This window comes from Acinetobacter sp. CIP 64.7 (assembly GCF_000369745.1).
In the GTDB taxonomy this organism is placed as follows: Bacteria; Pseudomonadota; Gammaproteobacteria; order Pseudomonadales; family Moraxellaceae; genus Acinetobacter; species Acinetobacter fasciculus.
In genome coordinates, this window is record NZ_KB850178.1 from 172,707 (window position 1) to 186,549 (window position 13,843).

The window sequence follows — 13,843 nt, forward strand, 5'->3', positions numbered from 1 at the left end:
CAAACCCGGTACGGTTCAGATATTGTCGTGGATTGTGTGCTAACAGATTCACACTCGGATGTGATCGATGAGCGGATAGATATCGGGATCAGATTTGGATTTTTGCCGGACAATCGATATGTGGCAAGGGAATTGGCTAAAGTGAACTTTTATTCTGTGGGTACGCCAGAGTTAATTGATAAGGTTGGAATGCCTAAAAAAATTATTGACTTAGATAAATACCCTCTAACAGCACTATTCGATCATAAAACAGGGCGTTACTGGCCATGGACATTCACCGAAAGTCGAAGCTTCACGCCATCAAAGCCTCGTTTTATTACAGATGATCTAGAAGCTGAATTTCAAGCTATTCTCGCTGGAGTTGGATTCGGACACATGCCTGGATTTCTAGTTTTGCCGTGGCTTAGGAGTGGTAAGCTCATTCAGATACTTCATGAGGAAACCTCTCCCGTTTGGCGCCTGTATTTATATCGTCCACAGCGGGGCCCGACACCTTTGCGAATCCGAGCATTGTTTGATTACTTAGTGGAAGTGCTGGGCCATATAGAAACCTGAATCAGATAAGACCATCATGTATCTAGAGTAACTACAATTTTTCCTATTTGCTGATTTGATTCAAGATAGCGCTGAGCGTCATGCATGTCCTCAAAGTCAAAGCAACGGTCGATCACTGGGCGAAGATATCCTGCACCTATACTGCTAAGAATAAATCGTCTGGCTTGCTCCCTTAAAACAGGGTCATGGAGAACCTCAAGGAACAAAAAACCTCGCATGGTTAAGCTCTTGCGTAATGCAACTTTAAGAGGAAATGGTGTGATCTCAGGGCTAAGTGCACCATGCATAACCATAGTTCCTCCTACAGACATCGCTTTTGCAATCTGTTCAATATGTGGCCCTCCTACAGCATCGAAGGCGACATCAAGATGTTCTCCACCTAAACGTAAAACAAGCGCCTCATACAAATCTGGTTCATCTTCACTGGCTATAACATTTTTAACACCGAGATCCAGTAAACGTTGCTTTTTCTCTATCGTCTGTGTACTTGCAATGACCTTAGCACCCGCTGCTTCAGCTATCTGTATCGCAGCTAGTCCTACGCTACTTGAAGCTGCTGTGATCAAGATTGTTTTTCCTTTCGAAACTCCACCAGCATGGATTACACCACCCCAAGCCGTCAAATACTGCATCCAGATTGAGGAAGCTTCTTCCCAGCTTAAACTATCGGGTTTGTGAACTAAAAAAGTTTCTGGAATCAGAAGCTTGTCCGCATATGTCCCATATTTGGCTAGATTGTCAGTCGGAAGAATCGATACTGCATCTCCTGGAGAAAATTGGCGTACACCTTCACCTATCGCCAGAACTACGCCTGCTCCCTCATATCCCAGACGAGAGGGGAATACTGCCTTTTGAATATAAGTACCACGCCGAAACATCACATCAGCCCGGTTGAGTCCGATCGTTTTCATCTGGATTAGAACTTCTCCTGCGGCTGGTAAAGCCACAGGAAGTGTTTCTAATGTCAGAACATCTGTATCTCCAATAGAATTGAAGCGCCAAGTCTTGGCCTGAAGTGCGTTAAATGACATCAATCACGACCTTAATATTGGCAGAGCGATCTTGAACAGCATCATGAGCCTCAATCGCTTGATCTAGAGTAAAATGACGAGGATCAACAATAGGACGCAGTTTACCTTCCTCAACGAGACGAGTCGCGATCTTAAGGACATCACCATGATGAGAACGGCGATTACCTGTTAACATCGGCAATAGGACGAATACGCCAGACAGTGTGGCACACCGTAGAGATGAACTCGCTAAATTATGATTACCAAATGCAGCACAGCTGGTAATGTGGCCATAGTGAGTTGTCATTGAAAGTGAAGCTTCTAGTACTGGACCACCCACAGTGTCGTAAACAATGTTAAAACCTTGACCCTCAGGGCTTGCAGCAATAATGTCATCGGAAGATGCTGTTGTGTAATCGAGAGGTGTTGCACCGAGTTCTGAAATCAGTGATTGATCAGCTGTACGACCAGTCGCCCAAACATTTGCATCAAGTGCTTTTGCAAGCTGAACCACCATATAACCAACGCCACCAGCACCACCCTGAACCAGTACAGTTTGCCCTGGTTGGACCTTAGCATTATCCACTAAACCTTCCCAAGCGGTGAGGAACGTCAATGGTAGTACTGCTGCCTCGCGCATAGAGATATTCCGTGGCTTTAATGCGATCAGATCAGCATCTGCTACAACATATTCTGCTAAAGATCCTTGAAGACCACGAACGCCACCAATCAGACCGTAAACTTCATCTCCGACGTTGAAGTGAGTGACACCTTCACCAATAGCAGTTACAACCCCAGCCATATCTGTTCCCAACACGGCAGGAAGCTCTGGCATAGCATATGGTGCTTCACCAAGACGAATTTTATAATCAATAGGGTTTACACCACTAGCATGAATACGTACTAGAACTTGCCCAGCCTCAGGTTGAGGTATAGGGAGTTCTACACGTTTAAATTCATGATCACCAAAATTTTCTAAGATAAGAGCATTCATCATCTTATTCATAGTTATTCCTTATTCTTAACTGGGGGATGATATGCACAGTACCAAAGTAAATTAATCCAATAAATGATATTTATAGGATTTGATAATTCCTAAATAATGAATAATAAATATTATCCGCTCACTAAAAATATTCTAGTACAGTCTGTAAAGGCAGTTTAATCTAAACTGTCGGTAGTATTTTCAAGGCTTGAAACGTTCAAAATATCTACAAAGTGGCTAAAATTTGAAACATAATTCTAAAAGGTCACAGCATCACAAAGAACATGAGCCAAAATAAAAAATGGGAGCTAAAAGTCCCATTCTTTGTGACTTTAGCATCAGCTCTACGATGTTAATTTAAAAAAAACTAAAAACAGGGATAGAAAATTTTCGCTAAAGAGCTTTTTGATTTTCGATTTATAAAAAATATTGCTTTTTTTATACTATGGGGTACTATAGTATAAAAGCTAGCAAATAAGGAGGTCTGATGCCTAATCAGGTTGAAGACAAAAAAAAGATTCTTCTACGCGTCAGAAGGATCAAAGGTCAGACGCAAGCGATTGAAAAAGCGTTAGAAGACAATGTGGAATGTGGTGCAATTCTGCAACAAATATGCTCTGTGCGTGGTGCTATTAATGGTTTAATGAATGAAATGCTGGAGGTTCATTTAAAGGACACTTTAGTATCAGGTGAAACCACAGAACAACAACGAAAAGAAGAATTGGCTGAAATCGCCAAGATTCTAAAATCATATTTAAAATAGATCTGTATAAGGAATTATTCCATGAAGTCACGTGCTGCTGTTGCGTTTGGTCCTGGTCAACCTCTTCAAATTGTTGAGGTCGATGTTGCACCACCGAAGAAAGGTGAAGTATTAATCAAGATTTCCCATACCGGTGTGTGTCATACAGACGCATTTACTTTATCTGGCGATGATCCTGAAGGCGTTTTTCCGGCTATTCTCGGGCATGAAGGTGCTGGCGTTGTAGTTGAGGTTGGTGAAGGCGTGACTAGCGTCAAACCAGGTGATCATGTAATTCCACTTTACACCGCTGAATGTGGCGAGTGCGTATTCTGTAAATCTGGAAAATCGAACTTGTGTATTTCCGTTCGCGAAACTCAAGGTAGAGGCGTAATGCCAGATGGTACCACTCGTTTTTCCTACAATGGTCAACCGATTTACCACTATATGGGCTGCTCAACGTTCAGTGAATACACGGTAGTGGCAGAAGTATCATTGGCTAAAATCAATCCTGAAGCCAATCACGAACATGTCTGCTTACTGGGTTGTGGTGTCACAACGGGTATCGGTGCAGTACACAACACGGCTAAAGTACAAGAAGGTGATAGTGTTGCGGTCTTTGGTTTAGGTGGTATTGGTCTGGCAGTCGTACAAGCCGCACGTCAAGCTAAAGCAGGACGTATTATTGTGGTTGACATGAATCCAGATAAATTTGCGCTGGCAAAAGAGTTTGGTGCAACGGACTTCTTGAACCCTAAAGACTACGACAAACCAATCCAGCAAGTCATTGTCGAAATGACTGGCTGGGGTGTAGATCATTCATTTGAATGTATTGGTAACGTGAATGTGATGCGTTCAGCCCTTGAAAGTGCACACCGTGGCTGGGGACAATCCGTAATTATTGGTGTAGCTGGCGCAGGTCAGGAAATCTCTACCCGTCCATTCCAACTGGTTACTGGTCGTAAATGGCTAGGTTCTGCCTTTGGTGGCGTAAAAGGTCGCTCGCAACTTCCAGGAATGGTTGAAGATGCAATGAAAGGTAAAATTCAATTAGAACCATTTGTGACACACACGATGGGTTTGGATCAGATCAATGAAGCCTTTGATCTAATGCATGAAGGAAAGTCGATTCGTACTGTAATTCATTACGAATAATTCCGTCAGACCTTATACTTTTCCATGCATGTGAATCATGATTGACATGCATGGAATCCTCTAAAACGGCACATCATCTGTAAAACAGATCTATCTGTGTAGGCATCGTGTATAGGTTCAATAAACCTGCCTACATTTTAAATCTTTATGACTATTCTCTGTAGAGAATGTCAGACTCTTTGTTTACTCGATTTCTCATGAAGTCTTGCTCAACATAGGTAATTGATTATGGAAATAATTGAGAAACATGCTTCTTTTGGTGGATCGCAAGAAGTGTATCGCCATCAGTCAATAGCACTAAACTGTTCAATGAAATTCTCAATATATCTGCCACCTCATGACAAAGATGAGAAGTTGCCAGTTTTATATTGGTTATCAGGACTGACTTGCAACGAACAGAACTTTATTACTAAAGCCGGAGCACAAAAGTATGCGGCTGAACATAAAGTCATTATTGTTGCACCAGATACCAGCCCACGTGGAGAAGATGTACCAGATCATGCAGATTACGATTTAGGCCAAGGTGCAGGATTCTATGTGAATGCAACACAAGCACCCTGGTCAAAGCATTTCAAAATGTATGATTATATTGTGGAAGAGCTCAGAAATCTGATAGACCTGAATTTTCCGACCAATCAAGTCCAAAGTATTATGGGTCATAGCATGGGTGGTCATGGTGCATTAGTAATTGGGTTAAAAAATCCTGAGCTGTATAAAAGTATTTCTGCTTTTGCACCGATTGTTGCACCTAGCCAAGTACCTTGGGGGAAAAAGGCTTTCACACACTACCTTGGTGAAACCGAAACTTTATGGAAAAGCTATGATGCGATTGAATTAATCAAAAACGCTGAAGTTCATTTACCTATTTTAGTCGATCAAGGAACAGCTGATGATTTTCTTGAAGAACAGTTAAGGCCTAAGCTTCTTAGTGATATTTGTTTGGAACAAGAATATCCTCTGACACTTAACCTAAGAGAAGGGTATGACCATAGCTATTACTTTATTGCGAGCTTTATAGAGAAACATATAGAGTTTCACAGCAAATTCCTAGCTAAATAACTTTCATAGATATGAGGATGTACAATATTGTTCTTGAATGCTTCTTGAGCAATATAATTTCCAGATGAAGAGGTCAGCTTATAAATCTAAGGTAGAGTCAATTGATCCTTATATAAATAAGATTGAATTTAATCATCTCATATCTTGATTTTTTGATTCAAATGTTAATGATATTAACTTGAATAAATTCATAGCATTATGTCGAAATAAAAACCTAAATTTTGGCTCAGCTATGGGAATTTTTTTTAACTTTTATACAACAAAACTTTCTGACATGCATACATTAGCAATGTCAGAATCAGTTTGAATTATAATCAATTATGGAGTTTTAGTCATGCTTAAAACAGCTTTATATGTCCGTCTTGAAGCTAAACCGGGTAAAGAAGACGAAGTGGAAGCTTTTCTTAAAGCCGGTTTACCTATTGTCATGGAAGAACCTGCGACAGTTGCGTGGTTTGGCCTACGTCTTGGACCTACAACATTTGGTATTTTTGATGCATTTCCTGATGAGGCGGGTCGCCAAGCGCATTTATCTGGCAAGGTTGCAGCTGCTTTGATGGCTCAGGCCGAAGAGCTATTTTCAGAGCCACCATCTATTGAAAAAGTAGATGTTTTGGCGAGTAAACTACCAGCTTAAACCGATGCTTAAATGTATGAGGGTGCTGTCTGAAATTTTGAATGAAAGGCAGCACTTTAACGCTTTGAGGTTTGTCATAGGCTTTTTATTCAAGTTGGGCTACTTTATTTATTGGCTTAATCTCATCATTTAAATGGGGCAATATCCAAAACAGGGTAAATAAACGAATGCAACTATTTACATGCTTTATATTGAACCAATCTATCTAATTTACTGTCACATTTGTACATCTGCTAAACCGTGCCAATCTGCTTTTAAAATATTTAATCATTGCTATTTTGTATGAGCCATTCACTGTTTCAGCCAATGCGTTCACAACCATGTCAGTAGTCATACGTGTTGATACCTTTCATCCAACAATCGCTCGTGAAAATACATTAATAATAAAAGCGGTATAGAACAAGCCTGAATTTGTTTAACCATCACTAAAGTTGCAAGCTGAAATAATTTTTATAAAAATAGACGACTGGTCTATTTTTATGTATAGTTAGCACATGGTGTAGGCAAAAGCCGTAGTGTTGTCCGATTTTTTAAAAGTTTATTTGATGAATAACGGTGGTTTTTCAAATCAATTAACTGATCATTCTAGGATAAAAATATGCTGAATTTTAACTTTTATAATCCGACCCGCATTATTTTTGGTGGCGATACAATAGCTAAAATCAATGACTATGTGCCTACAGAAGCAAAAGTATTAATGTTGTTTGGTGGTGAAAGTGCACGTAAGAATGGTACTTTAGCTGAAGTGCGTGAAGCATTAGGTGCAAGAGAAATTCATGAATTTGGCGGAATTGAGCCGAATCCGAGTTATGAAACCCTCATGAAAGCTGTAGAGCTGATTCGTGAACAAAAGATTGATTTCTTGATGGCTGTCGGTGGTGGATCGGTAATCGACGGTACTAAATTTATTGCAGCAGCAGTCAATTATACAGGGGATACATGGGAGATTTTAGAAACCCATGGTAATAAAATTACCCAAGCTTTGCCTTTTGCGAGTGTACTCACCCTTCCGGCAACTGGTTCAGAAATGAATAGCGGTGGGGTAGTAACCAGAAAATCGACCCAAGCCAAATTGTCATTTAGCAGTCCCTATGTTTTTCCGCAATTTTCCGTACTTGATCCGAATAAAACTTTTAGCTTGCCGACGCGCCAGTTGGCTAATGGCGTGGTCGATGCATTTATTCATGTCATGGAACAGTACTTAACTCACCCTGTGAATGCACACGTACAAGATCGTTTTGCCGAAGGTCTATTGCAAACTTTGATTGAGATTGGACCGAAAATCTTGGAAGATTCAGCAGATTATGACACGCGTGCGAATTTGATGTGGGCTGCTAGCATGGCACTGAATGGGCTAATTGGAGCTGGTGTACCACAAGATTGGTCAACCCATTTGATTGGACATGAGCTCACGGCTTTATATGGTATTGATCATGCTCGTACCTTGGCCATTGTGTTGCCGTCCAATCTACAAGTGCGTCGTCAAGAGAAGCGAGAAAAATTACTACAGTATGCAGCTCGTGTCTGGCAGATTGTCGAAGGTGATGAAGAACAACGTATTGATACTGCTATTGCTCGTACTCGAGCCTTCTTTGAGCAACTTGGATTGCCGACTCGTCTTAGCGATTATGGACTGGGGGAGACAGATATTGAGATCATCATTACGCAACTTAAATCACATAATCTTACACAGCTAGGCGAACATAAAAATGTTTCATTAGAGATCAGTCGCCAAATTCTCGAGATGAGCATCTAAGCTAAATGCGCGTATCTGGCATGCTCTGACCCTGTAACAATGCTCCTCAATCATGAAAATTATCGGAGAAATAACATGAAAATTTTAATCGTTTTAACTTCACATGATCAACTTGGCAATACTGGTAAGAAAACAGGTTTCTGGCTAGAAGAACTTGCTGCACCGTATTACACCTTTATTGACTCTGGTGCTGAAGTTACGCTGGCGTCGCCTCAAGGTGGGCAGCCACCACTAGATCCGAAAAGTAATTTAGCCGATGCTCAAACTGAAACCACTCATCGTTTTGAAGCAGATCCAACTGCAATGCAAGCATTGGCACAGACACATAAACTTAGCGAAATTTCTGTAGCTGATTATGATGCAGTGTTTTATCCAGGCGGGCATGGCCCATTGTGGGATTTAGCAGAAGATCCGATTTCAATTTCTCTGATTGAACAGGCGATTCAGTCTGGCAAACCTGTTGCAGCAGTGTGTCATGCCCCGGGTGTTCTTCGTCATGTGAAAGCGAGTAATGGAGCGCCCTTAGTTAGCGGTAAATTAGTGACTGGTTTCACCAATACTGAGGAGGCCGCTGTAGGTTTGACTGAAATTGTACCATTTTTAGTCGAAGACATGCTTAAACAAAACGGTGGTCATTATTCTAAAGTTGATGATTGGCAAGTACATGTTCAAGTAGATGGCTTGCTGGTTACTGGACAAAATCCAGCATCTTCTGCTGCAACTGCCTCAGCATTACTTCAATTGTTGAAATAAAGAGTAGCTAGTGTCTGTTGTGGTGCTTAGCAGTGAATAAACTTCTGACTCTGAGCAACTGGCGCAATAAGCAAAATAACCCTCACTTAATGGTGAAGGGCCTGAGTTAATAGCTTTCCTTTATTTATTTTTCTATATACAGGAAGGATATTTTTTTTAATTTAGATCAATTAAGTCATGGTTACTTGGATACAATGAAATGAAAGACAGCAAACTTTTTCAAAACTTAAGCTTAGGCCCTTATGTTTTGCAAAACCGTATTGTATTGCCACCATTAACGCGGTCGCGCAGTACTCAGCCAGAGAATATTCCAAATGAACTGATGGCAACCTATTATCAACAGCGTGCCGGGGCAGGGTTTATGGTCACCGAAGGTACGCAAATCGAGCCACGTGGTCAAGGCTATGCTTGGACTCCCGGTATTTACAGCCCTGAACAGATTGCTGGATGGCGTAAAGTGACGGAAGCAGTGCATGCTAAAGGAGGCATTATTTTTGCACAACTTTGGCATGTTGGGCGTGTTTCACATACATCTTTGCAACCCGATCATGCATCACCGGTCGCACCCTCGGCTATTAGGGCTGATAGTAATGTTAAAGTGTTTATTGAGACCGGGCCCAATGCAGGGACCTTGGCTGATCCTTCAATGCCACGTGCTTTAAGCAATGCAGAAGTTAAAGAATTAGTGCAACTCTATGCTCAAGCAGCACGCAATGCCTTGGCTGCTGGTTTTGATGGGGTTGAAATTCATTGTGCAAATGGTTATTTGGTGAATCAATTTATTTCTGCACATAGTAACCACCGTGAAGATGAATATGGTGGATCACTAAACAATCGTTTGCGTTTTTTACGTGAAGTAGTACAGGCCGTTGCTGAGGTGGTTGGTGCAGATCGTTTAGGAGTGCGTTTTGCCCCGCTATTTGAAAGTACAGAGGAAGATCGTGTTTACATGGGGTTGGTTGAAGATGATCCACATGTGACTTATATTGAAGCCATAAAAATACTTGAAGAAGTTGGGATTGCCTATCTATCTATTGCAGAAGCTGATTGGGATAATGCACCAGAACTTCCTCATGATTTTCGTAAAGATGTCAGAGACACTTTCAGTGGTCGGATTATTTATGCAGGTCGATATACGGCAGAAAGAGGAACTCGAATTTTAGAGGCAGGGCTGGCCGATTTAATTGCATTTGGACGCCCATTTATTGCGAATCCAGATTTACCCGATCGCATCGCCAATGGCTGGCCATTGAATGCAGTAGATGCAAGCACTATGTATGGTGGGACGGAAAAAGGCTATATTGATTATCCAGCTTACGCAGATTAATATTGACTTAATGAGTTATTTTGCCAACCTTTGTGGTTGGCAAAATAACGACTTAAGATTGCTGTTGCTAGCACAATTTCTTCTTAAAACAAGTTCTTAAAATTTTTTAGCTGTGTAATGAGCCAACCTGCCAGTGGGAAAGAAATCAGTTGCGTTACTGGCACTAATACTATGACTTCAATCAACACCATCATCGGGAAACTTTGATGCTCAGTAATTGGCTTTAATAAAGTGAGAACCAGTAATAGTGTGGGATATAAGCCTAAATAACCAACTAAAATACGAGTCATGAGGGCTTTAGAAGGAGAATTCATTGTGCGCTATACTCATGGATTGTAAATTGATCTAATAGCAACACATTAATAAGTAATCATTGGACTGCTATCATGAATTATTAATTATGTAATTGATATTTAATCTAATTTTTATGAATCTTCACTTTTTAATAGAAATTTAGTTGCTCTCAGAGCTTGATGTAATGGCGTTTTATCTTTTTGCAACTTACTCAGTAATGCTGCACCTAACCACATTTGGTAAAGTACTTGTGCCAACGTTGAGGCCTCAGTATCTGCTTGGATAGACTGATCCTGTTTTCCCAAATCAATTAAAGCAGCAATACGTTGGATTACATCATCGACGCCAGCGGACATAATGGAGCGCATATCTTCAGATAGATCGGCAACTTCTGCGGCAAGTTTCACAATTAAACAGCTATCCGCCCAACCACACTGTGTTTCAGGATCTTCTATCCATAAATTAAAATACTCAATCAGCTTTTGATAAGGGGATTTATCGCTACGCCATACATCATTTAAACGGACTTGGTAATTATCTACATAATGCTGTACCAATTCACACCCGAAAGCTTCCTTGGATTGGAAATAATGATAAAACGAGCCTTTAGGGATTTCACAGCTCTGTAAAATTTCCTGTAATCCTACGCCAGTAAAACCTTTATGCAAAATCAGGTCTGAACTGGTGTTAAGAATGTGTAAGCGCTTCGCTTCAGACTTTTTAATAGGAGTAGGCTTCATATTAATTATTTACTCTATTGTAAAAAATAGACCAGTCGTATTGTTTTTTATTATAACTCATCTACAATGGATGTAAAGAAATTTTAATCATAATTTTTGATTGTGAATAGAAATACTTCTAAATAAAACATGGAGTTATATGTGTGAAAACAGTTATTAATCAACGTATCGTTTTAGCTCAACGGCCAGTCGGTGAGCCAAAACACAGCGATTTTCGTATTGAACAAGTTGAACTCAATGAACTTAAACAAGGCGAGATATTGTTAAAAACCATTTACTTGTCACTCGATCCTTATATGCGTGGTCGCATGAGTGATGCTCCTTCATATGCAGCACCGGTTGAAATCGGCGAAGTGATGGTCGGTGGAACAGTCAGTCAAGTGGTGGCCTCTAAAAACCCAAAATTCAAAGAAGGCGAGTGGGTTCTTTCCGGAAATGGCTGGCAGGGCTACGCAATTTCTAATGGGACTGCATGTCAAAGCTTAGGTATGCAACCTGAACATCCATCTTGGGCATTGGGTATTTTGGGAATGCCAGGATTTACTGCTTATATGGGGTTGTTGGACATTGGTCAGCCTAAAGCTGGTGAAACTTTGGTCGTTGCAGCTGCAACAGGACCTGTTGGTGCTACGGTTGGACAGATTGGCAAAATTAAAGGTTGTCGCGTGGTTGGCATCGCAGGTGGGCCTGAAAAATGTCGTTATGCAGTAGAAGAACTCGGCTTCGATGCTTGTATTAATCATCATGATGAAAATTTTGCAGAACAATTACAACAAGCAGCTCCCAACGGTATTGATATTTATTATGAGAATGTCGGGGGTAAAGTGTTTGATGCGGTATGGCCATTGCTTAACTCTGCGGCACGTGTACCGGTGTGTGGTGTGGTTTCCCAGTATAACGCTACCGAGCAAGCACAAGGGCCAGACCGTTTACCGGGCTTTATTTCCACCCTTTTAAAAAAGCGTATTCGCATGCAAGGCTTTATTATTTTTGATGATTATGGCAGTCAGTATCCGGAATTCTATCAGCAAATGTCTGAATGGTTGAAAGACGGAAAAATCAAATATAAAGAGTATATGGTGCAAGGTTTAGATAACACGATCAATGCTTTCAATGGTATGTTGAAAGGCGAAAACTTTGGCAAAGTGGTTGTAAAAATTTAAAAAAATAGGAATTATCATGATCACACTACATCATTTAGATCAATCACGTTCTTTTCGCATTTTGTGGTTACTTGAAGAAATCAAGCAGCCCTATGAGCTGAAACGCTATTATCGTGACTCAAGCACGCATTTGGCCCCTGACTCTTTAAAAACCATTCACCCTTTAGGGAAATCTCCAGTATTGGAATGGGATGGCAAAGTTATTGCAGAGTCAGGCGCAATCGTTGAGTTATTAATTCAGAAACTTGCGCCGCATTTAGCACCAGATATGGATGAATCTACCTATGTCGATTATTTACAGTGGATTCATTTCTCAGAAAGCTCTGCCATGCTGCCATTTTTGTTAAAAACGTTTAATACGATAGAAACCAAGCAGGGCACGAAGTTGGTATTTCTAGAAAATTATACTCAAGTTGAGTTCGATAAAGTATTTGGCCATTTAAATGAATATTTAAAAGATAAAGAATTTCTAGTGGCAGACCGTTTAACCGGTGCTGACTTTATGATGGGCTTTGGACTACATGCTTTAGTTTATCATATGGGACAAGGTGAAAATTATCCCCATATCCAACGTTACGTAGCAGGTTTAAGCCAACTACCTAGCTGGCAAGCCGCAGTACAAATTGAACAAAATGGTGTGAAAAGTCAAAAATAGCAAGATTGTTTTTTTAAGGCAATGTAAGCGTCCGCTGAACACACCTTATGAATTCATCCTATAAGCCTTAATTTAGTCCCCACTTAAAAACAAGTGGGGACTAAAATTTATGACTACAAATCACCAGACATCCATCGCATCTCTTGCGAAAAAACGAAGAACATACAGTGCTGAATTTAAACAGCAGATCGTTCAGGCTTGTAAAGCACCGGACGTTTCAATTGCTTCGGTCGCTTTGCAACATGGATTGAATACAAATCTTGTATCCAAATGGATTCGCTTAATTGATGGTAAGCCAGGGAATGATCGCTCACCACTACCGAATAAACCTGCATTTATTGCCTTATCTTGCTCTACACCATTAGATCCTACTCCTACTGACATGTTAACGGTTCAAATTACTTTACCCCACTCAAAAGCAGAAATTGGCTTGAAATGGCAAGTATCAGAAATATCTGCTTTAGCAGAATTACTCAAGGCACTTGCAACATGATCCGCATTGATGAAATCTGGCTTTCTACCCAACCTCTGGATATGCGAGCAGGTATGGATACGACCATGGCTCAGGTGGTGAGAGCCTTTGGCTACATCAAACCGCATTGTGCTTACCTGTTCTGTAATAAACGTGGCCATCGCATGAAAGTGCTGGTACATGATGGATTGGGCATCTGGCTGTGTGCCCGGCGGCTGGAACAGGGCAAATTTCACTGGGCTCAAGTTCACCAAGGTGAAACCGTGGCCCTCAGCCCGGAACAGTTACAGGCACTGATCCAAGGTTTGCCCTGGCAGCGCATTGGACGACAGCAGGTGGTGACGATGCTTTAAACCAGGCTCGACCATTCTGCTATTCTCCAAACGTTCTATTTCATTCTTCTCATGACCTCAGGCATACTGCGGTCATGAATACGCTGCCTGATTTAAGCCAACTGACCCATGAACAACTGCTGGAATTCACCAGGCAGTTGGCGCTGCAGCATCAGTCTCTAGCACAATCAAACCAACAATTGGATGC

General features: G+C 41.0%; 15 protein-coding genes and 2 pseudogenes. 12 read left to right on the forward strand and 5 right to left on the reverse strand.

Features of this window, described 5'->3' with window-relative positions; all coding sequences use genetic code 11:
• Positions 1–3: 3 nt before the first annotated feature.
• A pseudogene (locus F890_RS02980) lies at positions 4–555 on the forward strand (substrate binding domain-containing protein); the annotation flags it as partial.
• A 14-nt stretch (positions 556–569) separates the two neighbouring features.
• Here the strand turns inward: F890_RS02980 and F890_RS02985 are convergent.
• Both F890_RS02985 and F890_RS02990 read right to left on the reverse strand, forming a co-directional pair.
• On the reverse strand, positions 570–1,586 hold the full coding sequence (locus F890_RS02985) for a zinc-dependent alcohol dehydrogenase family protein (RefSeq protein WP_004281844.1): 1,017 nt from the start codon (positions 1,584–1,586) through the stop codon (positions 570–572).
• Entirely contained in the window at positions 1,576–2,571 is a 996-nt protein-coding gene (locus F890_RS02990) for a zinc-dependent alcohol dehydrogenase family protein (protein WP_004281843.1), read from the reverse strand. The genes F890_RS02985 and F890_RS02990 overlap by 11 nt, the downstream gene beginning before the upstream one ends.
• Positions 2,572–3,037: 466 nt before the next feature.
• Here F890_RS02990 and F890_RS02995 point away from each other — a divergent pair, with 466 nt between their 5' ends.
• The 4 genes from F890_RS02995 (at position 3,038) to F890_RS03010 (ending at position 6,143) form a co-directional block, all read left to right on the forward strand.
• Positions 3,038–3,313 carry a metal/formaldehyde-sensitive transcriptional repressor gene (locus tag F890_RS02995; RefSeq protein WP_001133625.1) on the forward strand — a complete coding sequence of 92 codons (276 nt, stop codon included), beginning with the start codon at positions 3,038–3,040 and terminating at the stop codon, positions 3,311–3,313.
• Between the two features lie 21 nt (positions 3,314–3,334).
• Complete coding sequence (locus F890_RS03000) at positions 3,335–4,447, forward strand: S-(hydroxymethyl)glutathione dehydrogenase/class III alcohol dehydrogenase (RefSeq protein ID WP_004281842.1); 1,113 nt, start codon at positions 3,335–3,337, stop codon at positions 4,445–4,447.
• A gap of 228 nt (positions 4,448–4,675) precedes the next feature.
• Entirely contained in the window at positions 4,676–5,506 is an 831-nt protein-coding gene (gene fghA, locus F890_RS03005) for an S-formylglutathione hydrolase (RefSeq protein ID WP_004281841.1), read from the forward strand.
• Positions 5,507–5,840: 334 nt separating this feature from the next.
• Positions 5,841–6,143, forward strand: a complete 303-nt coding sequence (locus tag F890_RS03010) for a putative quinol monooxygenase (protein WP_000920558.1) — start codon at positions 5,841–5,843, stop codon at positions 6,141–6,143.
• A gap of 85 nt (positions 6,144–6,228) precedes the next feature.
• Here the strand turns inward: F890_RS03010 and F890_RS19395 are convergent.
• Positions 6,229–6,558, reverse strand: a pseudogene (locus F890_RS19395) (IS3 family transposase); the annotation flags it as partial.
• Between the two features lie 183 nt (positions 6,559–6,741).
• On the opposite strand from F890_RS19395, the gene F890_RS03015 reads away from it, so the two are divergent.
• The 3 genes from F890_RS03015 (at position 6,742) to F890_RS03025 (ending at position 9,979) form a co-directional block, all read left to right on the forward strand.
• Complete coding sequence (locus tag F890_RS03015) at positions 6,742–7,899, forward strand: iron-containing alcohol dehydrogenase (RefSeq protein WP_004281840.1); 1,158 nt, start codon at positions 6,742–6,744, stop codon at positions 7,897–7,899.
• Between the two features lie 75 nt (positions 7,900–7,974).
• The gene (locus F890_RS03020; protein WP_004647734.1) at positions 7,975–8,652 is read left to right on the forward strand and encodes a type 1 glutamine amidotransferase domain-containing protein; all 678 of its coding nucleotides are present in this window, start codon (positions 7,975–7,977) and stop codon (positions 8,650–8,652) included.
• A gap of 199 nt (positions 8,653–8,851) precedes the next feature.
• On the forward strand, positions 8,852–9,979 hold the full coding sequence (locus tag F890_RS03025; RefSeq protein ID WP_004281838.1) for an alkene reductase: 1,128 nt from the start codon (positions 8,852–8,854) through the stop codon (positions 9,977–9,979).
• 83 nt (positions 9,980–10,062) lie between these two features.
• Here F890_RS03025 and F890_RS03030 read toward each other — a convergent pair whose 3' ends face one another.
• Both F890_RS03030 and F890_RS03035 read right to left on the reverse strand, forming a co-directional pair.
• The gene (locus F890_RS03030; protein ID WP_004281837.1) at positions 10,063–10,293 is read right to left on the reverse strand and encodes a hypothetical protein; all 231 of its coding nucleotides are present in this window, start codon (positions 10,291–10,293) and stop codon (positions 10,063–10,065) included.
• A 111-nt stretch (positions 10,294–10,404) separates the two neighbouring features.
• Complete coding sequence (locus tag F890_RS03035; RefSeq protein ID WP_004281836.1) at positions 10,405–11,013, reverse strand: TetR/AcrR family transcriptional regulator; 609 nt, start codon at positions 11,011–11,013, stop codon at positions 10,405–10,407.
• A gap of 143 nt (positions 11,014–11,156) precedes the next feature.
• Here F890_RS03035 and F890_RS03040 point away from each other — a divergent pair, with 143 nt between their 5' ends.
• The 4 genes from F890_RS03040 to tnpB all read left to right on the forward strand — a co-directional run bounded on the left by F890_RS03040 (position 11,157) and on the right by tnpB (position 13,656).
• A complete protein-coding gene (locus tag F890_RS03040) occupies positions 11,157–12,176 on the forward strand; it encodes an NADP-dependent oxidoreductase (protein ID WP_004281827.1) in 1,020 nt (339 codons plus the stop codon).
• Positions 12,177–12,192: 16 nt separating this feature from the next.
• Positions 12,193–12,831: a glutathione S-transferase family protein gene (locus tag F890_RS03045; RefSeq protein ID WP_004281825.1), complete on the forward strand. Its 639-nt coding sequence runs from the start codon at positions 12,193–12,195 to the stop codon at positions 12,829–12,831.
• A gap of 109 nt (positions 12,832–12,940) precedes the next feature.
• Positions 12,941–13,324, forward strand: a complete 384-nt coding sequence (gene tnpA, locus F890_RS03050) for an IS66-like element accessory protein TnpA (protein WP_004733109.1) — start codon at positions 12,941–12,943, stop codon at positions 13,322–13,324.
• A complete protein-coding gene (gene tnpB / locus F890_RS18505; RefSeq protein ID WP_005265675.1) occupies positions 13,321–13,656 on the forward strand; it encodes an IS66 family insertion sequence element accessory protein TnpB in 336 nt (111 codons plus the stop codon). The genes tnpA and tnpB overlap by 4 nt, the downstream gene beginning before the upstream one ends.
• The last annotated feature ends 187 nt before the right edge of the window (positions 13,657–13,843 follow it).

What these genes read in the sequence shown, in the direction of transcription:
- F890_RS03025 (WP_004281838.1), top strand. Translation starts at nt 8,852, where the DNA reads ATGAAAGACAGCAAACTTTTTCAAAACTTAAGCTTAGGCCCTTATGTT.
- F890_RS03015 (WP_004281840.1), top strand. Translation starts at nt 6,742, where the DNA reads ATGCTGAATTTTAACTTTTATAATCCGACCCGCATTATTTTTGGTGGC.
- F890_RS03000 (WP_004281842.1), top strand. Translation starts at nt 3,335, where the DNA reads ATGAAGTCACGTGCTGCTGTTGCGTTTGGTCCTGGTCAACCTCTTCAA.
- fghA (WP_004281841.1), top strand. Translation starts at nt 4,676, where the DNA reads ATGGAAATAATTGAGAAACATGCTTCTTTTGGTGGATCGCAAGAAGTG.
- F890_RS02985 (WP_004281844.1), bottom strand. Translation starts at nt 1,586, where the DNA reads ATGTCATTTAACGCACTTCAGGCCAAGACTTGGCGCTTCAATTCTATT.
- F890_RS03010 (WP_000920558.1), top strand. Translation starts at nt 5,841, where the DNA reads ATGCTTAAAACAGCTTTATATGTCCGTCTTGAAGCTAAACCGGGTAAA.
- F890_RS02990 (WP_004281843.1), bottom strand. Translation starts at nt 2,571, where the DNA reads ATGAATAAGATGATGAATGCTCTTATCTTAGAAAATTTTGGTGATCAT.
- F890_RS03035 (WP_004281836.1), bottom strand. Translation starts at nt 11,013, where the DNA reads ATGAAGCCTACTCCTATTAAAAAGTCTGAAGCGAAGCGCTTACACATT.
- tnpA (WP_004733109.1), top strand. Translation starts at nt 12,941, where the DNA reads ATGACTACAAATCACCAGACATCCATCGCATCTCTTGCGAAAAAACGA.
- tnpB (WP_005265675.1), top strand. Translation starts at nt 13,321, where the DNA reads ATGATCCGCATTGATGAAATCTGGCTTTCTACCCAACCTCTGGATATG.
- F890_RS03030 (WP_004281837.1), bottom strand. Translation starts at nt 10,293, where the DNA reads ATGAATTCTCCTTCTAAAGCCCTCATGACTCGTATTTTAGTTGGTTAT.
- F890_RS02995 (WP_001133625.1), top strand. Translation starts at nt 3,038, where the DNA reads ATGCCTAATCAGGTTGAAGACAAAAAAAAGATTCTTCTACGCGTCAGA.
- F890_RS03020 (WP_004647734.1), top strand. Translation starts at nt 7,975, where the DNA reads ATGAAAATTTTAATCGTTTTAACTTCACATGATCAACTTGGCAATACT.
- F890_RS03045 (WP_004281825.1), top strand. Translation starts at nt 12,193, where the DNA reads ATGATCACACTACATCATTTAGATCAATCACGTTCTTTTCGCATTTTG.